18 protein-coding genes and 1 pseudogene are annotated in these 25893 nt (G+C 69.9%); 6 read left to right on the top strand and 13 right to left on the bottom strand.

Features of this window, described 5'->3' with window-relative positions:
• Nucleotides 1-573: 573 nt before the first annotated feature.
• Nucleotides 574-1047 carry an ATP-binding protein gene (locus AC0693_RS37775; protein ID WP_478804464.1) on the top strand — a complete coding sequence of 158 codons (474 nt, stop codon included), beginning with the start codon at nucleotides 574-576 and terminating at the stop codon, nucleotides 1045-1047.
• A gap of 145 nt (nucleotides 1048-1192) precedes the next feature.
• On the opposite strand, the gene AC0693_RS37780 is transcribed toward AC0693_RS37775, so the two are convergent.
• From AC0693_RS37780 to AC0693_RS37795, 4 genes are all read right to left on the bottom strand, one after another.
• Entirely contained in the window at nucleotides 1193-2758 is a 1566-nt protein-coding gene (locus AC0693_RS37780) for an MFS transporter (RefSeq protein ID WP_478804465.1), read from the bottom strand.
• Nucleotides 2755-3540: a thioesterase II family protein gene (locus tag AC0693_RS37785; RefSeq protein WP_478804466.1), complete on the bottom strand. Its 786-nt coding sequence runs from the start codon at nucleotides 3538-3540 to the stop codon at nucleotides 2755-2757. Before AC0693_RS37785 ends, AC0693_RS37780 begins: the two co-directional genes overlap by 4 nt.
• 52 nt (nucleotides 3541-3592) lie before the next feature.
• Nucleotides 3593-11134, bottom strand: a complete 7542-nt coding sequence (locus AC0693_RS37790) for a type I polyketide synthase (protein WP_478804467.1) — start codon at nucleotides 11132-11134, stop codon at nucleotides 3593-3595.
• A 490-nt stretch (nucleotides 11135-11624) separates the two neighbouring features.
• Nucleotides 11625-11960 (bottom strand): TfoX/Sxy family protein, encoded by a 336-nt coding sequence (locus tag AC0693_RS37795; protein ID WP_478804468.1) that lies wholly within the window; start codon nucleotides 11958-11960, stop codon nucleotides 11625-11627.
• 131 nt (nucleotides 11961-12091) lie between these two features.
• Between AC0693_RS37795 and AC0693_RS37800 the strand changes: the two genes are divergently transcribed.
• The gene (locus AC0693_RS37800) at nucleotides 12092-12370 is read left to right on the top strand and encodes a GlsB/YeaQ/YmgE family stress response membrane protein (protein WP_468465921.1); all 279 of its coding nucleotides are present in this window, start codon (nucleotides 12092-12094) and stop codon (nucleotides 12368-12370) included.
• Between the two features lie 228 nt (nucleotides 12371-12598).
• Here AC0693_RS37800 and AC0693_RS37805 read toward each other — a convergent pair.
• A pseudogene (locus tag AC0693_RS37805) lies at nucleotides 12599-12745 on the bottom strand (chaplin); the annotation flags it as partial.
• Nucleotides 12746-13325: 580 nt separating this feature from the next.
• Nucleotides 13326-13751, bottom strand: coding sequence for a hypothetical protein (locus AC0693_RS37810; protein WP_478804469.1), 426 nt, complete (start codon nucleotides 13749-13751; stop codon nucleotides 13326-13328).
• Nucleotides 13752-13937: 186 nt separating this feature from the next.
• On the opposite strand from AC0693_RS37810, the gene AC0693_RS37815 reads away from it, so the two are divergent.
• The gene (locus AC0693_RS37815) at nucleotides 13938-16055 is read left to right on the top strand and encodes an HAD-IIB family hydrolase (RefSeq protein ID WP_478804470.1); all 2118 of its coding nucleotides are present in this window, start codon (nucleotides 13938-13940) and stop codon (nucleotides 16053-16055) included.
• A 166-nt stretch (nucleotides 16056-16221) separates the two neighbouring features.
• Here the strand turns inward: AC0693_RS37815 and AC0693_RS37820 are convergent, their stop codons facing one another.
• Nucleotides 16222-16962, bottom strand: coding sequence for a VOC family protein (locus AC0693_RS37820; RefSeq protein WP_469318472.1), 741 nt, complete (start codon nucleotides 16960-16962; stop codon nucleotides 16222-16224).
• A gap of 229 nt (nucleotides 16963-17191) precedes the next feature.
• Nucleotides 17192-18067: an alpha/beta fold hydrolase gene (locus AC0693_RS37825; RefSeq protein WP_478804471.1), complete on the bottom strand. Its 876-nt coding sequence runs from the start codon at nucleotides 18065-18067 to the stop codon at nucleotides 17192-17194.
• A gap of 439 nt (nucleotides 18068-18506) precedes the next feature.
• Between AC0693_RS37825 and AC0693_RS37830 the strand changes: the two genes are divergently transcribed.
• Entirely contained in the window at nucleotides 18507-18845 is a 339-nt protein-coding gene (locus AC0693_RS37830) for a hypothetical protein (RefSeq protein WP_478804472.1), read from the top strand.
• Between the two features lie 181 nt (nucleotides 18846-19026).
• On the opposite strand, the gene AC0693_RS37835 is transcribed toward AC0693_RS37830, so the two are convergent.
• The gene (locus AC0693_RS37835; RefSeq protein WP_478804473.1) at nucleotides 19027-19602 is read right to left on the bottom strand and encodes a DUF5994 family protein; all 576 of its coding nucleotides are present in this window, start codon (nucleotides 19600-19602) and stop codon (nucleotides 19027-19029) included.
• Between the two features lie 169 nt (nucleotides 19603-19771).
• A complete protein-coding gene (locus AC0693_RS37840; protein WP_478804474.1) occupies nucleotides 19772-20443 on the bottom strand; it encodes a CBS domain-containing protein in 672 nt (223 codons plus the stop codon).
• A gap of 234 nt (nucleotides 20444-20677) precedes the next feature.
• Here AC0693_RS37840 and AC0693_RS37845 point away from each other — a divergent pair, with 234 nt between their 5' ends.
• Nucleotides 20678-21766, top strand: coding sequence for an alcohol dehydrogenase catalytic domain-containing protein (locus AC0693_RS37845; protein WP_478804475.1), 1089 nt, complete (start codon nucleotides 20678-20680; stop codon nucleotides 21764-21766).
• Between the two features lie 109 nt (nucleotides 21767-21875).
• On the opposite strand, the gene AC0693_RS37850 is transcribed toward AC0693_RS37845, so the two are convergent.
• Together AC0693_RS37850 and AC0693_RS37855 are read right to left on the bottom strand one after the other, a co-directional pair.
• Nucleotides 21876-22748, bottom strand: coding sequence for a slipin family protein (locus tag AC0693_RS37850; RefSeq protein ID WP_478804476.1), 873 nt, complete (start codon nucleotides 22746-22748; stop codon nucleotides 21876-21878).
• 69 nt (nucleotides 22749-22817) lie between these two features.
• The gene (locus AC0693_RS37855) at nucleotides 22818-23441 is read right to left on the bottom strand and encodes a CBS domain-containing protein (protein ID WP_469318478.1); all 624 of its coding nucleotides are present in this window, start codon (nucleotides 23439-23441) and stop codon (nucleotides 22818-22820) included.
• Between the two features lie 256 nt (nucleotides 23442-23697).
• Between AC0693_RS37855 and AC0693_RS37860 the strand changes: the two genes are divergently transcribed.
• On the top strand, nucleotides 23698-25416 hold the full coding sequence (locus tag AC0693_RS37860) for a sensor histidine kinase (RefSeq protein WP_478804477.1): 1719 nt from the start codon (nucleotides 23698-23700) through the stop codon (nucleotides 25414-25416).
• 27 nt (nucleotides 25417-25443) lie between these two features.
• On the opposite strand, the gene AC0693_RS37865 is transcribed toward AC0693_RS37860, so the two are convergent.
• A partial coding sequence (locus tag AC0693_RS37865) for a LuxR C-terminal-related transcriptional regulator (protein WP_478804478.1) occupies nucleotides 25444-25893 on the bottom strand: 450 nt, incomplete at its 5' end.

Raw genomic sequence — 25893 nt, forward strand, 5'->3', positions numbered from 1 at the left:
GTGGGGTTCTAAGCCAGCGCAGATGAAGGGCGGGCGACGGGGCTGGCTGCCGAAGTGTGGCGCTGGAAGAGGCCACCAGTTGGTCGCACCACCAGTAGTACCGGTAGTTCGCAGTATCAGCAGTTCCCAGCAGGTGAGTAAGTGATCCCAGAGGGATGAACGGAGGAGCGAGGCACCATCAGGATCGCCCGGACGGTAGGTGGTTCGGGTACCGCAGGACATCGATAGTGAGGTGGTCTCCGGTCACGCATTCGCGATCCCCGTACCCCCGGCAGCGTGTCGGCCGGGTGGGCGGAAACAGAGAGCCGGCACAGTCTTAAAGGCTGGCAGATGGTGTAGCAGTTCCTTCGGGGCCCGGGTGCCAGCAGGCGCCCGGGCCCCTCCACGCGCCTGACCCCGCTGGCATCTGCCCCGATCCGGAACGGCCACTCCTCACCCAAGGGGGAGCCGTCGTACTGCTCCGTGCCACCCGGTGCTGTTCAGATCTTCGTTTCACGCTCGTGTAGGGCCGCCATCTCGGGGTATCCGCCGCAAGCAGCCGTACGGCGGCTTGCTCAGGACGAAGGTGGCGCTATGACTGCTGTGGTCTACCAGGACGAGCGCGAGCTGCTGTTCAGCCGTCCGCTCAGGGCGGCGATGGCCTTGGACGGCAGTGAACCGATCGCTGGGGCCAGGCATGCTGCCCGCGGTTTCATGGCTGACGTGCAGGCCGTTCAGGGGCTACCGGTGTCGGACCGGGCGATGAGCATGGTGGAGCTGGTGGTCAGCGAGCTCGTCACCAACGCCTATACATATGCGCCCGGACCGTGTCTGCTGCAGTTGGAAGTCGGCGCCGGAGTCGTGGAGATCAGCGTGTGGGACACCGGTGCCCGGCTGCCCGCGGTGAGCGAAGCTGATCCGAGCCGGATCGGGCAGCATGGTCTGGAAATCGCAATGGCGGTGTGCCGCAGTTTTGAGGTGCGGCGCGAGCCCGTGGGCAAGCAGGTAAAGGTGACGATAGGGCTGGCCGACGACCCCGGCGGGGCCCCGGCCGGCCGCTTCCCGTGATCGATTCGGCGAGGCTCCAGCCACACCTGCGCGCAGCGCGACGGCCTGCCCTTCGGTGCCGTCGGCCAGCCCATTCCCGCGGCCGCGCTCTGTCCACCACCTTGGTCCGTTCCGCAACGAGCCCGGCGGGGCCCGGTCCGCCGTGTCAGTGGCTGCTCTGCGGGTCGAGGAGGGCTCGGGGTGAAGGGGCTGGTGCAGTCGCGGGGGAGGGGAGCCAGTAGGCGGCGGCTGCGGCGGTCGCGAGGGTGACCGTCCCGGCGAGGAGTGCGGTGTGCGTCATGCCCGCGGTGAACGCTTCACGAGCTGCTGCGGCCAGTTGCTGCCGTAGTGGGCCGGCCGGATGGTGGGAGGCGGCGAGCGGGGTGAGGGCGCTGGAGGTTGCTGCTCTGATGACGGGGTCGGGCATGCCCATGGCTGTGAGGCCGGCGGTCAGCCGGTCGCTGTAGACCGTCGTGAGGAGCGACCCTTGTGCCGCAACGCCCAGGGCGGATCCGACCTGACGAGTGGAATCGTTGATGGCGGAGCCGAGTCCGGCTCGCGCGCTCGACATGGCACCCATGACGGTTTCTGTGGCCGCCACGGCAGTCAGGCCGTTCCCTGTTCCGGCGACCGCCAGGAAGAGCATCAGGCGGTCGTATGCGGAGGTGGCCGAGGTGGTGGCCAGGATGCCGAAAGCGGCCGTGGTGACGAGCAGGCCGAGGACGACGGGGGCGCGGTTTCCCCGCCGGCAGGCAATCGGCAGGGCGAGCGCGGCTCCCAGAGCCAGGCCCGCGGGCAGGGGCATGGTCCGCAGTCCCGCCTGCAGGGGGGTGTAACCCAGGATGCCCTGCAGGTAGAGCGTGGTGATGAACAAGGCCCCGAAGCCGGCGAAGGACAGCAGCGCCAGTGCCGCGGCTCCCATGCTGACCGCCGGGTCGCGCAGCACGGAGAGCGGCAGCATCGGTGAGCGGGCGAGGTGCTGGCGCACGACGAAGCCGGCAAGCAGGAAGGCGGCCGCGCCGAAGGCCAGCAAAAGGGGTGGGCTGGTCCAGCCGTGGGTGGGGCCTGCGATGAGGGCGGCGACGAGGGCCAGGAGCCCGGTGCCGGACAGGGCGGCCCCTGGCCAGTCGACGGGCGTGCCCGGTGCGCGCGACTCCGGTACGAGGAGGAGCGCGAGGGTGACGGCGACGGCCGCCACGGCAAGGTTGATCCAGAACCCGGCGCGCCAGGAGAAGTGTTCGACGAGCAGTCCGCCGATGACCGGCCCCGTGAGTCCGCCGACGCCGATCACCCCGGTCCACAGCGCGATGGCGCGGCGGCGCAGTCCCGGCTCGGGGAAGAGCTGGTGGATGATCGACAAGGTGGCGGGCATCAGCAGGGCCGCGCCCGCGCCCATGGCGCCGCGGGCCACGATGACTTGATGCGGGTTCTGTGCAAGAGCACCGAAGAGTGAGGCGCCGGCGCAGAGCAGGAGACCGGTGTTGAAGGCGCGACGGCGTCCGATGCGGTCGGTGAGAGAGCCCGTGGCAAGGACGGTGCCGCCCAGTACGAGGGCGTAGCCGTCGATGATCCACTGGACTTGCGACATCGTCGGGTGGAGGTCGTCGGAGAGGTCTGGCACGGCGACGTTGAGCATCGTCATGTCGATGGCGAGGAGGAACAGCCCCAGGCACACGGTGAGGGTGGCCGTCCAGCGGTGGCCGCCGTACGTGGGTGCCGACGGCCGGGTCATGTGCGGTGGGAGGAGTAACGGACGGCGGCGTGCAGGTCTTTGCTCAGGCGGGCGACCAGGGCGCGCACCTGTTGCACCGGGTAGGTGTGGGTGCCGGGGAAGAGCTGTGGTGCGAGGGGGTGGAGGGTCAGGTCGCTCCACGGACGGAGGGACTTCTCCGGGGCGATCGGGTCGTCGTGGCCGCCATAGACGGCGAGGGGAAGGCCGAGCGGCGGCTCGCGGTGATGGCGGTACTGCAGGGCCAGGAGCAGATCCGCGACGAATGGCGTGTAGGCGGCGGCGAGGAGCCCGGGGTCGCTCGCCATGTCATCCGGGGAGGGGCCGACGAGGTGCGTCACCGCGTTCCGTCCGCCCAGCATGGCCGGGATGAGCGCGGGAATGAGCGCATCCAGGTGCGGGGCGGGCAGCGCTGACAGGGCGAGCAGAACGGGCATCGGCCGGTGGGTGCGGCTGAGGGTACGGGTGGTCTCGTAGGCCAGCAGGGCGCCGATGCTGTGACCGAACAGGGCAAAGGGCCGATCGTCCGGTGTCCGGGCGATGACGTCCGCGAGGGCGGCGGCGGCCTGCTGGGGGTCGGTGAGGGAGGGTTGCCCCGCGAGCGCACCGCGGCCGGGCAGTTGCACGGCGTACAGGTCCACGGTGGGAGGCAGGTGTTCTGTCCAGGACAGGTAGAAGCCTGGCACCAGCCCTGCCGGCGGCAGGCAGATGAGCCGCAGCGCGGCGCCGGGCCGCCGGCTCAGGGGCACGAGCGAGGGGCCCGGGTGGTGCTCGTGTGCTGTCACGTGGTTCACGTTGTCTCGGGTCGGGGAACGATGGTCGGGTGGCCTGGCGGCGTCAGCTTTCGCCGCCCGTTCGTACGCCCATTCGTGGGAGGAGCCGCGCAACGAGATCGCCCAGGCCGGCGGCGCCGGCCACTTCCACGACGGAGAGTTCGCATCCGGTCGCCTTGCTGACGGCGGTCGAGAATTCCAGGGCCATCAGGGAGTCGACGCCGAGCAGGTCGAGTCGGCGTCGGCGGTCGATGCCTTCCGGGCTGGTCTGCATGATGACGGCAAGCATTTCGGCGAGTTTGTCGCCGATCAACTGGGCCGCCTGCTCGGAGGTGGCAGCGGATACGGCTGCGCGCAGCTGGGCGGCCGACTCGCTGTCCTGCCGGCAGCTCACGAGATCAGCGGTGCGCGGGGCCGCGAGGTTGGGCAGGGCACGCCCGAGGCTGTCCCAGTCGAACAAGCCGACGGTGACGATCTGAACGTCCGCGCGGATGAGGAGCCGGTCCAGTTCGGCGAGGGCGTCGGCGACGGGGAGGCCTCCCAACCCGTAGCTGGTCATCTCTTCGACGCGTCCGGCCCGGTGGACGTAGCCGCAGTCGGCGATGGCCCCCCACTGCACCGCCACCCCCGGTTCTCCGGCGCGGTGGCGCTCGCGGACCAAAGCCTCCAGGGCGAGATTGGCGGCGGCATAGGGCGTTTGCCGGATGTTGCCGGTGAGGGCGGCCGCGGAGCTGTAGACGAGGAAGAAGTCCAGTGCGCGGCCTCGGGTGAGGCGGTCCAGGAGCAGCCCTCCGGTCATCTTGGGGGCCAGGACGGAGCGCAGGCGGTCGTCGTTCAGGTCGGTCAGTGGGGCGTCGTCGAGGATCATGGCGGCGTGGACCACCCCGGCCAGGCGGCGGCCGGTGGCGTCGGTCTCTTCCAGCACGCGCTTCAGCGCGGCGGCGTCGCTGATGTCGACCGAGTGGACGGCGGCGTCGGCGCCGCTGTTCCTGAGGTCGCTCAGGAGCGCGGCGGCTTCGGGCGCCTCCATGCCCCGCCGGCTGAGCAACGTGAGGTGACGGGCGCCGCGGGCGGCCAGGTGGCGTGCGGTGGCGGCGCCGAGGCCGCCGAGGCCACCGGTGATCAGGTAGGTGGCCTCCGGGTCCAGCCTGGGCGGGGTAGGGAGCCGGCGTACCGGCACTCCTTCCTCGAAGGTGAGGACGATCTTGCCGGTGTGGCGGGAGTGCTGGAGGCTGGTGAACGCCTCCTCGATCCGGTGGGCCGGGTACGTGCGGTAAGGCAGCGGCCGGTACTCGCCCGCGTGCACGGCCGCGGTCAGGTCGTTGATGGACGCGTCCATCAGGGACGACTGCCCGTACATCATGGGGGAGACGTCCACGCCGAAGAACGAGAGGTTGTGCAGGAACGGGGCCAGGGGAAGCGAGTTGTCGAGCAGGAAGTCGCGCTTGCCCAGTTCCAGGAACCTCCCGTGCGGTGCGAGCAGCCCGAGGCTGCGGACCAGGCCCTCTCCGGCCAGGGAGTTGAGGAGCACATCGACGCCCTGCCCGCCGGTGAGGTCTTTGACCTGTTCGGCGAAGTGCAGTCGGCGTGAATCCAGGACGTGCTCGACGCCCAGCAGGCGCAGCAGGCATCGTTTTGCGGGCGTTCCAGCGGTCGCGATCACCTGGGCGCCGACCCGGCGGGCGTATTGCAGGGCGGCCAGCCCCACTCCGCCGGCTGCTCCGTGTACGAGGAGCGTCTCACCCGGAGCCAGCCGGGCCAGGTGGCCGAGGCTGTGCTGCACGGTGGTGAAGGCCACCGGCAGCGTCGCACCCGCGGCGAACGGCATGTCCGCGGGCAGCGGCACGACCCGGTCGGCGCGTGCGAGGGCGTACGTGCCGAAGCAGCCGCGTCCCAGCCCGGCGACGCGGTCTCCGACGGCGAGGTGGGTCACGTCCGGACCGACTGCGGCGATGGTTCCGGCGCATTCGAAGCCGACGTCGGCGATGTCCGGCAGTCGGCCGGAGGGAGGAGCGGGCACCCTGCCGGTGGCGATCATGATGTCGCGGTAGTTCAGTGCGGCGGCCGCCACGCGGATGACGATTTCGTCGTGCTCCGGCGTGGGCGGGTCAGCGGGCTGCCAGCCCAGCCGGTAGTGCAGTCCGGGGCTCTCCAGGGTGAGGGTGTATCCGTTGGCGGAGCTGTCGTGAAGCAGCGGCGGCAGGGAGCGGACGACCGTGACGAAGCGGCCCTGGGGGGTCAAAAGGACCTCGTCCTCCGGCCGCCGGTGCAGCATCTCCCGCACCCCGCGTTCGGCCAACGCGCGCTGCCCCGCGGCGTCCCCGGCCCCGCTCAGGGCGATCTTGCGGATCGTCAGCCCGGGATGCTCGTTCGCCAGGGTGCGGGCGCCTCCCCAGAGGGCAGCACCGGCGGTGACCGGTGGCGGTGAGAGCACGACGTCATTGTTGTGGCTGAGCAGCCATACGGTGAGGTCGTTCGATCCCGGTGCACGGGTGCAGGCGGCGCTGATCGCGCGGAGCACGGCCAGCTGCCGTACCGCCGTCTCGGTTTCTTCGACCGGTGACGTGGTGCCGTCCGCGGCGGCGAGCAGAACCAAGTCGGTCGGCCGCCGTCCGTGAGACAGCGCCGACTGCCACCATTCGATGCCGTCGACGGCGGGCGCGGTGCGCACGGTGCCGTCCGGTGCCCGGTCGCGCAGGGCGGCCACGAGGGCGTCGGCCATGCGCCCGTCGTCGCTCCCGTGGAGTGGCAGGGTGGCGACCAGCCAGTGACGGTTCTGGGCGCCCGGATCGGGCTGGTCGTCCTGCGGCCGAGCATCGGGGGCTTGGGTGCGCGGACGTCGGGCGGTGAGGATGACGGAGTGGTCGCCGAGCGCGGGAGAGTCGGGATCTCCGGTCTGCTGGGTTCCGGTGAACCCGCACTCGTGCAGGAGATCCGCCCACTGGCCGTGTGCCAGCAGCGGTCCCTCGGGCCGGAGATCGGGGTCGGTCATCGTCCAGAAGGTGTCCAGCAGTCCGAAGACCGGCACGAGCGTGTCGTGGTTGTGGCTCTCGACCGCGAGCAGGTGGCCACCGTCGGCGAGCAGGTCCGTGATCCGGCGCAGGGTCGCCGCGAGGTCCGTGGTGGCGTGCAGGACGTTGGATGCCACCACGATGTCGAAGGAGGACTGCGCGAACCCCTGAGCCGTCGGGTCGGACTCCAGGTCAAGGACCTGGTAGTCGATGAAGTCGTAGGCGGCGAAGCGGTTCTTGGCCTGGGTGAGGAAGGCCGGGGAGACGTCGGTGTAGGTGTAGTGGGTGCGGTGTGGCGGCAGCTGCGGAACCAGCACGGCCGTGGTGGACCCGGTACCGGCGCCGACCTCCAGGATGCGCAGCGGCCGGTCCTGCGGCCAGTGTGCCACCGTGTTCGCGATGAGCCGTTGGATGAGCCGGCCAAACTCTGCCCCGATCGGGGCCCCGTCGTAGAACCGTGTTGCCAGGGCGTCGGAGTCGGAGAACAGCAGTTCCAGTGGGTCGCTGTCGCCCCGCAAAACCCGTGCCAGATGCTGTCCGCAGATTCCGTAGGTCAGTGACGCCACCACTTCGCCGGGGAAGTCGGCCAGCAATGCGGAGAACATCGTCTCCGGGGCGGGCTCCTTGGCCGACCGCCAGCACCCAGGGGCCTCGAGAGCCAGCACGCCGTGCCGGACGGCCATGTCCAGCAGGTGGTGCAGCAGCCGAACCCGGCTGCTCTGGACTCCTGCGGCGAGCAGTTCGCCCATGGTCACGGTGGCAGCGTCGGGCAGGAGTTCGCGGACGGCGGCGGCGGTGAAGTGACCGACGGTCTCCATCATGCGGCGGCAGAACCGGTCGTAAGGGCTGGTGCGCACAGCGGTGGCCAGTTCGGCCAGGTCCTCCGCGCAGGCGGTGAAGACCTCCTGCGGTGTCGGCAGGGGCGAAGGTGCGGCAGTCTCCCCCGGCAGCGGTACAGCACGCAGGACCTCGGTCAGCCGCTGGGGCGCCGGCCGGCGGCCGGCGTCGAAGCGGCGCAGCCGGCAGCCCAGAAGTTCCAGCGAGACCGCCCCATCGACATCGCTGATGACGATGTCCCACACCGCTTCCTCGGCGGTGACCAGACGGGCCTTCACATGGACCAGCCCGGTTGGAGCCACCGGCTGCCAGCAGCGCACCGTCTCGATTCCGGCGGGCAGGAACGGGCAGGAACCGTCGGTCACGTCGGCGAGCAGCGCCATGCCCGCCTGCAAAGCGCCGTCCAGCAGGCACGGATGGGCCTGGTGTCCCGGAGCGGCTTCCAGCGCGCCCGCGTACTGGGCAAGAACCTCCCCGCGACCGGATTGCAGGGCCGACAGCGTCCGGAAGGCCGGGCCGTAGGGCAGGCCTGCGTCGGCGCAGGCGGCGTAGTGGTCCTCTCGCGACAACGCGCCGGGCAGCCGGGACCGGATCGCATCGACATCCAGGGGCGGGGGCGCGTGCCGCAGGAGTCGGCGCACGCGGCCACGGGCGTGTTCGTTCCAGTCGCCGCGCTCGCCGGAGCGGCTGCTGACCACGAATTCACCGTCCGCCGCCAGGCTGCTCGACAGTTCGACATCCATGGCCGGGTCGTCGAACGGCAAGGTCAGGGCCCTGTCGATCGCCAGCCCAGTGATCTCGGCAGGCCCCTCGTGGATTTCGTAGCCGGCCGAGAGTGCCATGTCGACGTAGCCGGCCGCAGGCCACACCACGGTGCCCGAGACGGTGTGATCGGCCAGCCAGCTCAGTGCGTCCGGGTCGATGCGCCCGCGCCAGACGGGTGTGGCGACCGGCTGCCTGGCGCCCAGCAGGGGATGACGCTCCTGCACGGCGGACTCGGGTGCGGCGTCCTCGAGCCACCAGTCGGGATGGCCGTTCCAGTGCCGTTCGCGCTGCCAGGGATAGGCGGGCAGGTCCGTCACCTTCCCCGGTCGTGGGAAGAATACGGACCAGTCGACCTGCGCCCCGACCGCCAGCAACCGTGCATGGGCTTCGTCCAGGGCGTCGGGCCCCGCCAGCAGGCGGGAAAGAGTGGGGATCACCGCGACCGGATGTGACAGGCCTGACCCGGCCCTGCGCAGGTAGCCGTTCAGTACCGGATGGGGGCCGATCTCGACCAGGACGTCACAGCCCGCCGCGGAACCGGTCAGTTCGCCCACGGCCTGGGCGAACAGAACCGGCTCACGGACGTTGCGCCACCAGTACGCGGCCCCGAGCTCCGGGCCGTCCACCGTGGTCCCGGTGACGGTGGACACCAGAGGGATCCGGCACTTGCCGGGACGAAGACCGGCCAGTGCCCTGGCCAGCGGTTCCCTCACCGGGTCCATCGCCGGCGTGTGAAATGCGTGGTCCAGGTCCAGATCCCGGAAGAAGACGCCTTCCTCGTCCAAGCGGGCCCCCAGTTCATCCAGCGCCGCCGCCTCACCCGCGACGGTCACATCGCGGTCGGAGTTCACACCGGCGACGAACAGGCGGTCTTCCCAGCCTCCTGCGGCGAGCCGTCGCCGTGCCGAGTCCCCATCGAGCGCGACCGCGGCCATCCGGCCCGTACCGGCCGTGGCTGCCTGGGCCCGGCTGCGTTCGGCGATCACCTGGCACGCCTGTTCCCGGGTCAACGCGCCCGCGCAGTAGGCCGCCGCGACCTCGCCGACGCTGTGCCCGACGACCGCGGCCGGCTCGACACCGCGGGCGGCCAGCGCCGCCACCAGCCCGGCCTGCACGGTGAACAGCAGCGGCTGGGCAACCTCCGTACGCTCCCAGCGCGCCTGATCCGACGGTTCCGCCAGCTCATCGCGCACCGACCAGCCCAGCAGAGGGCGCAACTCGGCGTCCACGGCCGTCACCTCGTCGGCGAAGGCCACATCGCCGACCAGCAGCTCGGCGCCCATGCCCGCCCACTGCGCGCCGTTGCCGTTGAAGACGAACCCCACACGGCCACACGCGACGGCCTCGGCCGTGACCGCTCCTGCCACCGGCCTGCCCGAAGCGACGGACTCCAGCGCCGAAGCCGCCTCGCCGTAGCCCCCGGCCAGCACGACGATCCGCTTCTCCCGGCCCGCCCGGCGGCGGCAGGCGGTGAAGGCAGCGTCGTAGAAGCCCTGCCCCGCTTGCCGCGGGTCCTGCTGCGCCTGCTCGGCGAAATGACCGCTCCACGCCCACGCGGCGGCAGTGAGCGCCTCCGGGGCCCGCGCGGACACCACCACCGGCAGGCGCCGGGCCGCCGCGCCGGACTCCGCTGCATCCGGCAGCGGATCGAGAGCGGCAGCCGGTGGCGGGCCCAGGACGGCATGGGCGTTGGCCCCTCCGAAACCGAAGGAGTTCACCCCCACCACGCCGCGACCCGACGCCCGCAGCGGCTGCTCCTCCACCACGGGCTCCAGCCCCAGCCCGGCGAAGTCGATGGCCGGGTTCCGTGGCGCCACGTGCAGCGTGGGCGGGACCCTGCGCTCGCGCAACACCAGGAGCGCCTTCAGCAGACCTGCCACACCCGAAGCGGACTCCAGGTGTCCCAGGTTGGACTTGACCGAGCCCACCGGCAGGAGTCCCTGCGCCCGTCCGCGTCCCAGCACCCGTCCCAGGGCCTCGCATTCGACCGGATCGCCGGCCTGCGTGCCCGTCCCGTGCGCCTCCAGGTACGCCACGTCCCCCGGTGCCAGTCCCGCCCGCGCGTACACCTCCTCCAACAGGCGGGCCTGCGAGTCCGCACTGGGCATTGCCAGCCCAGACGTCCGTCCGTCCGCGTTGACCCCGCTGGCGACGATCACCCCGTGCACCCGATCACCGTCCGCCAACGCCGTGATCAGCGGCTTGAGGACGAGCACCCCGCCGCCCTCCGAGCGCACGTACCCGTCCGCCGCGGCGGAGAAGGGCCGGCACCGCCCTGTCGGAGACAGCATCGAAGCCTGGGAGAACCCCGTGAAGCCCGCCGGGCTCAACAGGACGTTCACCCCGCCGGCCAACGCCACGGCACTGCGTCCCGACCGCAGCACCTCGCACGCCTGGTGAACCGCGGTCAGCGCCGAGGAGCACGCGGTGTCCACCGCATGCGACGTTCCATGGAAGTCGAACACGTACGAGAGCCGATTGGCGGTGTTGCAGGCCGCCGACCCCTCCATCGTGTAAGCGTCGGACGTACGCAGCCGCTGCATCTGCAGATCGGCGTAGTCGTGAGAGGAGACGCCCATCAGCACCGCGGTATCGCTGCCCGCGAGGCGTGCCGGGTCGATCGCCGCGTCATCGAACGCCTCGACCGCGCACTCCAGCAACAGCCGCTGCTGGGGATCGATCCGGGCCGCTTCCCGGGCAGAGATCCCGAAGTACGAAGGGTCGAAGGAAGCCACGTCATCGAGGAAGCCCCCGGCAGACGTGTAGGACTTGCCGGGACGTGCCGACCCGGCAGCAACGAAGGCCGCCGTATCGAACCGGTCCGCCGGCACCTCGCCCACCAGGTCCCGGCCTTCCAGCAGAGCAGTCCACAGGCCGTTCAGGCAGCGGATCCCACCCGGCAGCCGCAGCCCGACACCCACCACCGCCACAGCATCGCCAGGCGGCTCGCCCCACGCGGGAGCGTCCGTACCTGCATCGACTCCAACAGCCATGACGGACTCCCGCGATGAAGTAGGCAGCGAATAACCAAGGGGGCGACAACGCGCAGTACCGGGACGCCGCACATGATCACCACGTCCAGGAAACCGTTCCGCGTGCGGCAACGAAACGATTGGCGTAGGGAATCCACCTGATCAGCGGGCGCGTGCGCAGCGCGTTCACGCCCACTCTGAGCGAGTCCGAACAGCTCCAGCTCAAGACCTCTCGACCGGCCGTCGACCAGATCAAAATGCTCGCAGCGCCAGATGTTCGGCCGAGCCGGCTTCGACCTGCTGCGCAAGCGAGTACTGCTGGCGGGCTGAGCCCCACGTCGTTACGTGCTGATCCAGCAATACAACCGGTTACCCGGCGAGGGGCCGCCCTCTCTGCCATCGATCACCATGCAGCGTCACCGACCGGAGAACCTAGCCTGAGCCGGAACCACGGCCCGTGAAGAAAGCCGGGTAGGCGAGTGCGGTCCGCAGCGCAGGGCGGGGGTGTCGGTCATTTTGAGGTCGCGTTCTTGTTGTAGTCGAGTGCTTCCTGGATCCAGGAGCGGAAGGCTTTCTCGGATGCGAGGGCAGAGGCATCGAGAGTGATCCATCCTCGGCTCATCGGTTTGCCCCGCATCTCGGGCCAGTGGGCTCCTTGCCGCTTCAGCAGTTCTGTAGCTCGGTCCGGGTCGCAGCGGACCATCAACTGGCCGTGGGCATTGGCGGTGGCAGCGATCTTTCCGTTGATCATGAAGGAGAGGCCGCCGAACATCCTTACCTCGCGAGAGTCGGCATGGCCGGACAGCGCCTGCCGGATCCGGTCGGCCAGATTCGGGTCGTATGCCATGGTCGAAGTGCTCCTGCCGGTGTCTGAGGAGGGGGCGGGCGGCGGATCCGAAGAGTGGGACGTTTGAAAGCGCGTGCGCGGTGCAGACGATCACTGACACAAGCTTTATACGTAGAGGTAGGAGACGCATCATGGGCATCATTGCTTGGATCCTCATCGGGCTGTTCGCCGGCCTCATCGCGAAGGCGCTGATGCCGGGCAAGGACCCGGGCGGCCTCATCATCACCATGCTCATCGGCATCGCGGGCGGTCTGCTCGGCGGCTGGCTCGGCAAGGTCATATTCGGTGTCGACTCGATCGACGGCTTCTTCGACCTCTCCACCTGGATCGCCGCCATCATCGGCTCCGTGATCCTCCTCGCCGTCTACCGTCTGGTGACCGGCAACCGTCGCCACCACAGCCACGCCTGATCCACGCCTCACGACCGCACACGGCAAACGGCAAACGGCTCCCCCTCCCCGAGGGCGGAGCCGTTTCGTTCATCTCGCACAATGCAGCGCACAGCCCGGTACGGAAGCTGTCCTGCCCCTGCAAGACGAGGGGGAGGGTCGATCGGTACCGGGCTGTGCGCTGCGGCTGTTCACATGGCGCTCTGGGGTGACCGCGCGCAGTGCGCCGGGTCCAGGGCCTGGCGCTTGTCAGTACTCGCCGTGCTGCTGGCCCTTGTGGTGGCCGTCCTTGTGACCGCCGTTGTTGATGCAGGTGTTGCCGAAGGCGGGGTTGAGGAGGCCGACGATGTTGACGGTGTTGCCGCAGAGGTTGACGGGGATGTGGACCGGGGCCTGGACGACGTTGCCCGGACCGCCTGTGCGTCACGGGCGCTGGGCCGACGCGGTGACCTTGAAACCGGGGTGTGGCTGACGAACCCCGCCCCTGACCACTACGACACCCGTGGCGCCCGTCCCGGACCATGGGGCGGGGGAGTGGACGTGTCGGCCGGTACCGCGCCCCCCGCGACTCCTTCGCCGGGGACGCCGTACGGACGATGCGCGAGCAGCATGGCGCTGGAGACTGCGTGCCGACGCTGGGTGGGGGTTTCGGCGATGCGTAGCAGGTAGCTGGCAACGTTGCGGACGCGCCGTGCCATCCGTCCTTGAGCCGCGGTTCGGGCCCGGCGGGACGTTGCTCTCGCGTACGGCCAGGAACTGACCGCGGGGCGGCCGGTTCTCTGGAGCCCGGATAGAGGGGAGGCCTGGGTCCCGGCGGACCACCGCCTGTTCATCCGTTCGGGCTAGCCAGCCGGGTCGTACAGCTCCTCCTGGGCCGATGGTGGAGTGGCGGGGTGGGCGCGCCCTGGCGTTCGAAAAGATCCACGAAGCAACCATGACTACTGCCCACGAGGTCAGAAAGCCAGCCGTACCTGAGTCAGCCGCGGCGCGGCGCGCCTGGCTCTTCCGGAAGGGAACGCGGATCGTGTCGCTGAGAATCGAACGCATAGGCCTTTGTGACGGTGGGTCTCACCAGCACGCGCAAGTGACCCTGACCGGAGCGCTGGCTGAGACCCGGCACGTCCTTTGGGGTGAACGCGTACTGGCCAAGGAGGATTGGCGAAGGCATGCGTTGCCCGCTGGCCAGGTAGTGCTGATCTTTCCCATTCCGCCTGGCCGGGGAACCGTCTCCGTTGTGGCCGTCGACCACGCTGAACGCAGCAACACCGTGCACTTCACGTACGAGCCGTCCCCGCCGCGCTCTGACGGGCCCCCGCCGCTCGGCCCAGACCTGGCCGACGTCGATGAACTGCAGGCTGCCGTAAGCGCCGCACCGCTCGAGCTGGTCGATCGCCTGGAGCAAAGTGTCGATCCCGCGACGGCCCGGCTCGGCCGCCTCATGCGGCGGATCCAGGGCAGGGTCGGACCCGCACCGACGGAATCCCCCCTGGTCCCTGGGAAGCCGGTCGTGCTCGACCCATTGACACACGACCCTGCCTGGTAGCCCGGCAGGTGGTTATCGAAAGCGCCATCGGAAAAGGGGACGAGCATGTGTGAACAGGTCCGTAGCGATCCCTCCCTCGGTACCTGGCCCGCCGAACCGGAGCACAGGTTACTGGTCACTGACCTCGACGGAACCCTTCTGCACGGCGACGAAGAAGCCCGCAGACTACTGCTGCACGCACTGCACCAGCACCCGGCCATCACGGTCGTCTACGCCACCGGCCGCAGTCTCGCCTCCGTACAGGACCTGCTGGCCCGAGACCCTCTTCTGCCGTTCCCGCGCTGGATCATCGCGGACGTGGGCGCCAGCGTCATCGACGCCACCCACATGCGGCACCTTCCCGCCGTGGAAGAGCCTCTGCGCGCCGGATGGCCGGGGGAGGACTCCGTACGGACTGCGCTCAGCCGGTTCCCCGAGCTGGTGTATCAACAGGGTGTCGAACAGCAGGGCAGGTGCTCCTACTACCTGGCGCGCGCCGATTACTCGCATGCGCTCAGATCGGCTGTACAGGAGCTCGGCTGCATCTGGACCTATTGCGCCGACCGCTACTTCGACGTCTTGCCTGCGCGGGCAGGCAAGGGGCCGGCCCTCCGCCGCCTCCTACGCCACCTGCACCACCCCAAGAGCTCTGTCCTCGTGGCGGGGGACTCCCTCAACGACCTGTCGATGTTCCAGCTGGGCACACACGGCGTCGTCACTGCGAACGCCGAGCCCCGCCTGCTCGCGGCCCTGGCAAACCACCGCCTGGTGCACACTCCGCCCCTCGAGGGTGCGGCCGCCATCCTCGCAACGCTGGAACGCCTTGACTGGGTGAAGCGGCCGAGGCGCGTCGTCATCGGCTATCACCGCCCACCCCTGCACTGGTCGAAAGGGCGGTGGCGCGAACCTTGCAGCCCTAACGGCATCCTGCCGACCCTGACGTCACTGCTCTCGACCGACGAGCACGAACTGAATGCCGTGTGGGCGGCCGCCACCACCGATGCCGCCGACAAGGCCGCCACCGCTCCGACCCGCCTGCCCCTCGCCCTGCTGCCCGTATCGGCTGGCCAGTGGGCCGGCTACTTCCACGGTGCCTGCAAGGAAACCCTGTGGCCCGCACTGACGTCGCAGGACCATCTCATCCGCCATGACGCCGCTTGGTGGGCCGACTATGAGGCCTTCAACGCCGCCTTCGCCCGCCACGTGAACGCCCACGCCGACCACGGCGCAACCGTTTGGCTCCACGACTACAACCTTTGGCTGGTCCCCGGCCTGCTCAAAGAACAGCGTCCCGACCTCGCCATCGGCCTCTTCCACCACACGCCCTTCCCCCACCCCGACACCTTCCGGGCGCTCCCGGCGGCCGAGCAGCTGCGCACCTCTCTCCTGCGACTGGACTGGGCCGGCTTCCACACGCGCGACTTCGCCGACAACTTCCTGCACGTGCTCGGTGGTGCACCCGATCTCCCTCGTGTCGGAGTCCACCCGCTGGGCATCGACTACCGGGCCGTCGCCGCACTCGCCCGCTCACGCGCCCCGGCGGCCCGCACCGACGCCCGTAACCTTTTGGTTCTGTCCGTCGAGAGGCTCGACTACGCCAAGGCACCCGTCCAAAAGATCCATGCCCTCGGTGCCCTCCTCGAACAGCAGCCGGCACTCCGCGGACGCCTGCGCTACCGCCTGATCTGCCCGCCACCCGCACCAGGGATCCGTGCCTACGACACCACCCGGGCTGACCTCGAACACGCCATCACCGAGCTGAACACCCACTGGCGAAACGCCGAATGGGAACCCATCGAATACGTGCCCCGGGCACTGCCCTTCTCCGAGGTCATCGACCACTACCTGGCCGCTGACGTCTTCTGGGTCACCTCCCTCGCCGACGGCATGAACCTGACCGCCCAGGAATACCTCGCCGCACAGACCGCGACCAACCGGTCCGGGGTCCTGGTCCTCTCCCGCTACGCCGGAGCGGCCCGCTACCTCCACGAAGCCGCACTCCTGACCGACCCATACAGCGGCCGGGACCTGCTCCAGGTGCTGTCCACCGCGCTCGCCATGACACCGGCGCAGCGCCGTGCCAACACCCGATGCCTGAACCGCTTTCTGGACACGCCCGCACCCGCGCAGTGGGCCCACACCGTCATCGCCGCGATCCGGGACGAGCCGGTACCAGGGGTCTGATCACGACACCGGGCTCGTGGGGCCAGACCGGCATGTGCCGTCCTGGAGAGCAGAGAACCGGTAACAGCCGTGGTCGCGCCGATCACCTGCGTTGACGCGGTCGATGCACGCTCCGCAGGGGACGGCGGCGGCACCAATCTTGGACCCGGCCCGCCAAGGCTCTGCGTCAGGACCGGGCGAGGACGCAGAACTCGTGACCCTCCGGGTCGGTAAGACACGTCCACGGGACATTGCCCTGACCGACGTCGAGGTCGGCGGCGCCGAGGGCCCGCAGCCGGGCGACCTCCGCCGCTTTGTCGTCACCAGGGTCCGGCACCAGGTCAAGATGGACGCGGGCCGGCACGGTCTTTACGTCGGGCGAGCGGACGAATTCGAGATACGGGCCGACACCCTTGGCCGAGCGCCACACCGCACGGTCGTCCGTCACCTCGTGCAGGGTCCAGTCCATCGCCTCGTCCCAGAACCGGGCCATGGCCCGCGGATCCGTGCAGTCGACCACTACCCGGGCGATCGGCCCGGTGTCGCTGTACATCTCCCGAGGTTCCAGCACGCAGAACTCGTTTCCCTCCGGGTCGGCGAGGACCGTCCACGGCACGTCGCCCTGGCCCACGTGGGCGGGCGTCGCACCGAGAGCGACAAGGCGCGCGACCAACTCCGCTTGATCGGCCGCAGAGGTGGTGGCGAGATCGACGTGCACACGGTTCTTTGCTGCCGTCTTGGGTTCCGGGACGGCAATGACGTCGATGCATACGCCGACCGGGTCCAGCCAGTCGAAGCCGACGGGTTTGGCGGCGGTCGCGCCCGATCCCTCGCCGGTAACACTCCAGCCGAGCGCCTCCGCCCAGAACCGGCCGACCGCTGAGTCATCAAGAGCCTTTATGTTCACCAGGACAGGTCGCAGTGTCATGCCCGCGATCCTATGCACCCGCTCTGCACCGACATCCGCAGACACCGACGCCAACAGAGATCAACTCCCCCACCATCCGAAATGTTTCTACGCCTACGGGACGCGGCGCCGGGAGACGGCGATGCTTCGACGCTCTCTGACTTGCGGCGCTGTACCTGGTGGCGTTGTACGGCCCGTCAGCTGAGGCGCGAGCCGCCGGTTGCCGTTGTACGCGGCTTGCTGTCCGGGCTCACGGGCTGAGCCGAGCCACCTGCTCCAGTTCGTCCGCCAGCAGTGCCGGGTCGCGGGGGCCGATATGCGGGGCCGCCAGCGACCGTACGCGGAAGGGGTTGCCCGGGGTGATCTCGTCGGCCTCCCGGATCATCAGGTCCTGGAGTGCTGGTGGGAGCGTACGGTCCTCGGTGAACCGCACGAACGTGCGCGGGATGCGGCCCCACTTGTGTGGCAGGCCGCGGCCGTCGCAGGCCCCGATCGCGGCCGACTCGTCCGGTTCGAGGATGTTGAGCATCGTCCGGACTTCGGTGTCGGAGTAGTCGGCGGCCATTGCCTCCTTGGCGAGCTGGAAGAACGATGGGTCGTTGCTCCGCCAGTTGACCCGGGTGATCCCCAGCTCCGGCGGGGTCGGGACGGGAGTCATCTTGAATATGTAGCTCGTGGCTGCCTCCGGGGTTGCCAGCAGCTCGCTCACCGAGGCCCGTTTCGCCGGGCACAGGGCCGAGACGTACACCAGGTGTGAGATCAGGTCGGGTACCAGGTCGGCCACCGCGTTCAGGGTGACGCCGCCCAGGCTCTGGCCGGCCAGGACCACCGGGCCGTTGCGGTGCGCCCGCCGCACCACCGAGGCCACGTGTGCGGCGCAGTCGGCCAGGGTCGTCCCGGCGATGGGGGAAGGCTCCGTACGCAGCCGCTCCAGGTCCTGCGGCGCCTGGTACGAGAGCGGGAAGTAGGCGCCGGGGCCGTGGCCGGGCAGGTTGACTGCGACCGCCCGCTGCCCGCGCAGACCGAGTTCGGCCACCACGGGGGACCATCCGTACGCGTTGCTGCCCGAGCCGTGGACCAGGACGAAAGTCACCGGGGTTTCACCCGAGCCGGTTAAGTTACTCATGAGTAGAGAGTGTAGCTCGACCAGGCGCTCGTGGAGGGTCGGCTTGGCCATCCGCTGCGGCACGAGCACGGCCCTTCCGGCCCGGCCGAACTGTGATACCGACTGCTGGGTGTGGGCTGCGGCTCGCCCCGACGGTCGGCACGGACAGGACGAGGGCAGCCGGATCGATGGCGCGGCCGGGCGGAGCGTTCACCTGTCGGCAGCCGCGTACGGCCCGGCGTACGGCGTGAGCCTGACCTCGCCTTCTGTCGTCGGTGGCTCGACCTGCTGGCGGACTTCGTGCAGAAGCACGGCCGGTTCAACGCCATGCTCAGAGGAACCCCGGAGATCCTTTGTGTCGAGAACGGTGCCCTTGTCGAGCGCCCCGAGGGCTTCGCAGCAGGAGCAGCCTCAGCCGATGCGCCTTCGTGGTCACTACGCGGGCAGATAAGTTGGTGCAATGGCAAGGTGGTACCGGGATGAGCGGGCAGCCAAGCGTCAGCCCGCGTTGCTGCCAGTGCAGTCGCAGGGGGTGGACGAGGGCTACCGTCTCGTTGGCCCCGGCGGCACGTTGACGCCTGTCGTGGCGCACGTACAGTGGCTGGACAATCATCGAGCCGGGCCGGAAACGCACGTGATGATCTCCTTCGAAGACGGCACGGAAATCGAGTTCCCCTTCGATGTGCCCCTGGCCGCCGTCTGGCATGACGAGCAACGCGCGATCAGCGAGCCTGAACTCAGGGCTGCCGCCCCTTCCGCATGGGGTATGGCGGAGGAGCCTTGGGGAGAAGGGCCGTGATCGCCGAGCTGAAGCACAAATCATGACAAGCCGGACCGGGTGCCGCCACAGGCCGACCGCCGACCCGAGCAGTAGCCCCCGGCCAAGCCCGCGGCCACCAGCCCCCACCCGTGCGCCGCCTCTACGCGTACGACGCCATCGGACAGGTCACCGCAGGTCACCGCGCGCGAGCCCACGACGTTCACCACCATGCGCCGGCGGACAGCGGGCCGATGGGCAGCCTGGCGAGGGAGCCGATGTCGGATGTGCCTGCCCCGCCTTCGCTCTCCCAGGCTGCTTCCCGGTCTCGGAGGTCGGGCCTTCGGCCTATGACGGCTTCGGCGGCGATCAGCGCGCGGGCGGTCAGGACGCTGCCGGGGACGGCAGCGGCTGCCATCAGGCGGGCCGCGGCGGCGGGGGCGGTCTGGGGCGGGACGACGAGGAGGTCCCAGCGGCCGACGGTGTAGGAGAGCAGGATCAGCTTGTCGGGGTCCTGTTCGGTGAACCAGCCGACGTGCACGGGGTGTCCGGCCACGGGGACCTTGTGCGGTATGACGGGCCAGCGGGTGGGGTTCACGGTGACACGGGTGATCCGCCCGCAGCGCTCTCTCAAAGTGGCTATGAGTACAGGCAGTTCGGCTACGAGGTCACGTGAGCGGGGCCACCAGGCGCCGTCCAGCTGCCCGGCGAGGGCGGTCTTCGGCGTGAGCACGAGGCGAGCGGGGCGAGGAGGCGCGGATGACGTGGCAGGTGTGGTGCGTTCCAGGGCGATGGTCATGGTGGGGACCTGTCCCCGGGCCGCCCGCAGTTCGACGGCTCGGTGTATTGATCGCCGGAAGTGACACCTGAGTTGTATCCGATGCGCGACATGCTCCCGGCATCTCCACTCTACTCCGGTGCGGAGATCGAAAGGGGTTCTGACCAGGTGTTTCCGCCGATGCAGAGGGTCATGCTCCGGCCGTTCGCGCAACCGACGTGGTCAAGGCGCAGTTGACGTCGACCACGCCTTCCACGGCGCGTGCGAGGCGTGCTGCCACCGGAATGAGCGATGCGTCGAGGACGCCGCCGGAGAGGGTGACCACGCCGTGACGGACGTCGACCCGCACCCTGTGCCGTGCGAGCGGGAACAGTCGGCCGACCACCTCGCGTCGTATCTCGTCCGCGAGTTCGCTGTCGCGGCGCAGGAACACCTTGAGTAGATCGGAGCGGCTGACGATGCCCTTGAGGGTTCCGGCGGAGTCGACGACCGGCAGTCGTTTGCAGCGCCGTTCCGCCATGAGCCGGGCCGCCTGAGCCAGGGTGGCGTCAGGTCGGACGGTGACGGCGGGAGCGGTCATCAGGTCCTTGGCCAGGGTCGAGCCGGCCTTCAGGGTGTCGCCCAGGCGCCGCATCTGCTCGATGAGACCGACGTCGTGATCGCGGAATTCCTCCTTCGACAGTAGGTCGGCTTCCGAGACCACACCGATGACCCTGCCGGCGCCCTCGCCCTCGATGACAGGTACCGCTGTCACTCGCCACCGCTCCATGACGGCGACGATCTCCTTGAATTCGGCGAGGGGCGTGACGCTGACGACGACTCTCGTCATCACGTCGCGGACGAGGTGTGGACTGGAGGCCATGGTGTGTGGGTCCTCAATCGGAAGGCGAAGGGTTCCCGGGGCGCTGTCCCGGAGACCGGCGGCCGTCTCCTGGTGAAGGAGACCCCGCCATCCACCATCACACGTCCACGGACAGGGCAGGACGGGCCTACCGGGCCCCGGTGCGGGACCAACCGGCCCTATCCGGGAACCGAGCGGTGGCCACAGCCTGAGATGACCTGTGCCGGAGCACGGGAGGCATGGAGAGGTGGCGTCATGAAGGCACTCGTCTTCCAGGGACAGGGGCGTACCGCGTGGCAGGAGGTGCCGGATCCGGGCATCAAGGATCCCGCCGACGTGATCGTGCGCGTCGATGCCGTGACCATCTGCGGTACGGACCTGCACATCGTCAAGGGTGACCTGCCGGAGGTGACTCCCGGCCGGGTGCTCGGGCACGAAGCCGTGGGCACGGTGGTGGAGAGCGGCGGGGACGTCCGTTCGGTGCGGCCCGGCGACCGGGTGCTGGTCTCCTGCATCTCCGCGTGCGGCCGGTGCCGGTTCTGCCGCGAGGGCCGCTACGGGCAGTGCCATGGGGGCGGTGGCTGGGTACTCGGCCACACCATCGACGGCACCCAGGCCGAGTACGTCCGCGTGCCGTTCGCCGACCTTTCCGTGTACCCGCTGCCGAGCACGGTCGAGAGCGCCGATGCCGTCCTGCTGGCGGACATCTTCCCCACCTCGTACGAGGTGGGCGTGCTGAACGGCAAGGTGCGGCCCGGGGACACCGTCGTCGTGGTCGGTGCGGGCCCCGTGGGACTGGCGGCCATTGCCACGGCCCGGTTGTACTCGCCGGTTCGCGTCATCGCCGTCGATCGCGCGCCGTCCCGGCTGGCGGCGGCGCGCGAGCTGGGGGCGGACGCGGTCGTCAGTGCGTCCGAGGGACCGGAACAGCTGGTGAGCGACCTGACCGACGGCCTCGGCGCTGATGTCGTCATGGAGGCTGTCGGCGTGCCGGAGACCTTCGAGATGTGCACCCGCATGGTCCGCCCCGGCGGCCGGGTCGCGAACATCGGCGTCCATGGCAAACCCGCGACCCTGCACCTCGAAGACCTGTGGATCAAGGACGTCACGATCACCACCGGGCTCGTGGACACCAACTCCACGCCGATGCTGCTGCGCATGCTGGCGGCCGACCGGCTGCCGACCTCGTCCCTGATCACCCATCGTTTCGAACTGGGGCAGATGGAGGAGGCGTACGAGGTGTTCGCCCGCGCCGGTGAGACGGGCGCGCTGAAGATCGTGCTGGGCGGGCGGTCCCATGACCAGCTGGCCATATCGAATCCGTCACGCGTCCAGAAGGCGTGACGCCCGTGTCGTAGATCCGCGGGCGCCGACCGCGCGGCTCGTGGAGCGGCGCACCGCAGTCGGCGCCGCCGTACGGAGAAGTCCTCCGCACGGCGGTGCCGGTCTCGGATCACACGGTCCTTACCGCGCGCGCTCCGTTGGGCGGGGACGGGGTGGGCAGCGGCGTGGTGATTTCCGCCGCGGGAGGCGACGTGATCGCGGGCGCCGTCGCGGCCGCGGTTTCGCGGGCGAGGAAGGATCCGAGTTCGCCGATGGTGCTCATCAGCGGTGCGGGGAAGACCACGGTGGTGTTCTTGTCGACGCCGATCTCCACGAGGCTCTGCAGGTTGCGCAGTTGCAGGGCCAGGGGGTGGGCCATCATGGTGTCGGAGGCGTCGCCGAGTGCGGCGGCGGCCATCGATTCGCCCTCGGCGTTGATGATCTTGGCCCTCTTCTCCCGCTCGGCTTCGGCCTGGCGGGCCATCGCGCGCTTCATGCTGTCGGGGAGCTGGATGTCCTTCAGTTCGACCAGGGTGACCTCGACGCCCCATTCGGCGGTGGTGACGTCGAGGATCTCGCGGATGTCGAGGTTGATGCGGTCGGTCTCCGAGAGGGTTTCGTCGAGGGTGTGCTGGCCGACGACCTTGCGCAGGGTGGTCTGGGCGATCTGGTTGATGGCCGCGCCCACGTTCTCGATGGCGATGACCGACTTCGTGGCGTCGACGACGCGGAAGTAGGCGACGGCGGAGACGTCGACGCTGACGTTGTCCCGGGTGATGATGCCCTGGGACTGGATGGGCATGGTGACGATCCGCAGGGACACCCGGTGCAGGACGTCCGCGAACGGAACGATGACCCGCAGGCCCGGCGGTCGGGTGCCGACGAGTCGGCCGAACCGGAACAGCACGCCTTGCTCGTACTGCTTGACGACCCTGACCGCCATGGCGAGTACGAGCAGGACGAGGATGGCGACGACGATCAGAAGAACGATCAGAACTCCCATGATGGTGCTCCTCCCAGAGGGGCCGCGCACGGGGTGCGTGGGCCCGGATGGTGTGGTGGTCCCGCTTCCTCACGGGGGGACGCCGTTGTTGCCGCGATCCGGCGGGGTGAGGCGGGAATCGTCGAACCGGGCGGTGAGCCGGTCGACCACCGCGACGACTCCGTCCACCTGCCGGGCCAGCCGCAGAACTACGGGCATCTGGCTGCCCCTTGCCAGCCGGCCGTCCAAGGTGACGACTCCGTCGACGACGTGTACGGCCACCGTGCCGGAGTCGATCCCCAGGGTCTCGCGGAGCACGTCCTCGGTCAGGCAGCGGCGTATCTCGTGGTCCGGCCGGAGGAACACGCGGAGCAGGTCCCGTCGGGTCACGATGCCGACCAAGCGGTCCTCTTCGTCGACGACGGGGAGCCTTTCCACGCCGCGCCGGGTCATGAGGCGGGCGGTCTGCGCGACGGTCTGCTCGGCGTGGACGGTGACGGCCGGCGCCGACATGAGTTCCCGGGCCGTGAGGTCGCCGCGGGCGACGAGATCGGTCTGCGAGACGATCCCGATGACGTGGTCGTCCTCGTCCACGACGGGCACTCCGCTGATGTCGTGTTCGACGAGCAGCGTGGCGACGTCGGTGGACGGGGTCCGCCCGGTGACCGAGACGACCTCGTCGGTCATCAGGAAGCCGACTTCGGCGTGCTTCATGCGCGGCCCTCCTGTCGGCTTCGGGCGGTGGGCGCGCCTGGCCGAGCGCCCTCACCAGCCACCATCCGCCGTGTCCCGCCCGTGGGGCGAGGGCCGAACGGTCCTGTGTGAGGACTGACCGGTCCCCGGCCCGGTGCGGTCGACCCGGCCCCTCGTGCCCGTCACCCGTCGCTCCGCTCGTCACCGGCCGACGGACGGAGTACTACGCTGAGGGCTGGGCAGGTTCACGGAGCCCCCGACGCCGCCGGAGGTGTCCATGGCGGGAGACGACCGAGACGCGGAGGCGAACCGCATTCCTCAGCTGGGGATGGACGCGCTCCAGGCCCACGTCACTGACGCGCGGGGTACCCGTGACCGGCTGAAGGGCCTCCTGGAGGCGGTCATGGCGGTGGGGCAGGAGTTGGACCTCTCCCAGGTGCTGCGCGGGATCGTGGAGGCCGCGGTCGGCCTCGTGGACGCGGAGTACGGTGCGCTGGGCGTGGTGGGGGACGACGCGAAACTCGCCGAGTTCCTCACGGTGGGCGTCAGCGACCAGCTCAGGGCGCGGATCGGGGCCCTGCCCACCGGGCACGGGCTGCTGGGTGAGCTGATCAGGAACCCCCGGCCGCTGCGCCTGGGAGATCTCTCGGAGCACTTGGCCTCCGCGGGCTTCCCGGAGCACCATCCGCCGATGCGCTCCTTCCTGGGCGTCCCGATCCGGGTCCGGGACGAGGTGTTCGGCAATCTCTACCTGACGGAGAAGCGGGGCGGGGCGGACTTCGACGCGGAGGACGAGGAGGTCCTGTCGACCCTCGCGGTCGCCGCGGGCGTCGCCGTGGACAACGCCCGCCTGTACGGAGAGGTCCGGCTCCGGGAGCGCTGGCTGGCGGCGAGTTCCGATTTCACGAGCGCGCTGTTGTCGGGGTCGTCCGAGATCGAGGTGCTGGAGGGGATGCTGGAGCGGGCCCGGGACATCATCTCGGCCGAGATGTGCGTCTTCTACCAGGTGGGGCCCAGTGGCGAGCTGCGCGGCTCGCTGGCCCTCGGCAAGGGCGCCGAAGCGCACCGGGGGATCGTGCTGCCCGGCAGCGAGGGGCTCCTCGCCGCGGTCGTCCGGGCGCGGGACGGACTGATCACCTTGGCGGATGTGGCCACCGACCCCCGGGTCGCGGCGCAGCCGGACGCCTGGACGGGCTTCGGGCCGGCCGTGGCCGTCACGGTGGGCACCACGGCGAAGCTGCGGGGGGTGCTGATGCTCGCACGGCGCACGGGCCGCCCGGCGTTCAACACGGCCGAGGCCGCGCCCCTGCCGGGTTTCGCCGGACAGGCGGCCCTGGCGCTGGAGCTGGCGGACCGGCGCCGGGACAGCGAGCAGGTGAGCCTGCTCGCGGACCGCGACCGGATCGCCCGCGACCTGCACGACCTGGCGATCCAGCGGCTCTTCGCGACGGGGATGACGCTGCAGAGCGCCCAGCGCTTCGTGGAGCATCCGGAGGCCTCCGAGCGGGTGGACCGGGCGATCGACGACCTCGACGAGACGATCAAGATCATTCGTACGACGATCTTCGGGCTCAGGGACCACGAGGCGGCGCCGGGCCGGGCCCCGAGACTGCGGGTCCGAGCGGTGCGGGCGGTGGGGGAGGCGGCGGCGGTACTCGGCTTCGCGCCCGCTCTGCGCATGGAAGGGCTGATCGACACCGATGTGCCGGCCCCGGTCGCCGACGACGTGGCCGCCGTCCTCGGTGAGGCCCTCACGAACGTGGCCCGGCACGCGCGGGCGGCGCGGGCGGAGGTCGCGATCGTCCTGGCGGACGGCATCCTGACAGTGACGGTGAGTGACGACGGTACCGGTGTCGTGGAGGGTGGCCGTCGGAGCGGCCTGCGCAACCTCGCGGAGCGTGCGGAGGCTCGCGGGGGCGCGTTGTCCGTCTCGCCGTGCCCGGACGGTTCCGGAACGCTTCTGGTCTGGCGGATCCCGCTCCGTCCTGCCCGGTGAGCGCAGTCCTGCCCGGTGAGGGAGGGCTCAGCGGCCGGTTTCGTCGTGCTCGCGGACTTCGGCGGCGATCACGGCTGCCTGGACGCGGCGTTCGACGCCGAGCTTGGCGAGCAGCCGTGAGATGTGGTTCTTGACCGTCTTCTCGGACAGGAAGAGGCGTTTGCCGATCTGACGGTTGGTGAGGCCCTCGCCGATGAGCTCGAGTACGGCTCGCTCCCGCTCGGAGAGCACCGTCAGCCGCTGGTCCTCGAGCGGCTTCCCGGCGGTGGGGTCCCGAAGCGAACGCATCAGGCGCGCCGTGGTCGCCGGGTCGAGCATCGACTGTCCCGTCGCCACCGTGCGGATGGCGGCGACCAGGTCGGAGCCCTTGATCTGCTTCAGTACGTACCCGGCGGCGCCGGCCATGATGGCGTCGAGCAGGGCTTCCTCGTCGTCGAAGGAGGTCAGCATGAGACAGGCGAGGTCCGGCATGTGCGA

This window comes from Streptomyces sp. NPDC043876, from assembly GCF_056435825.1.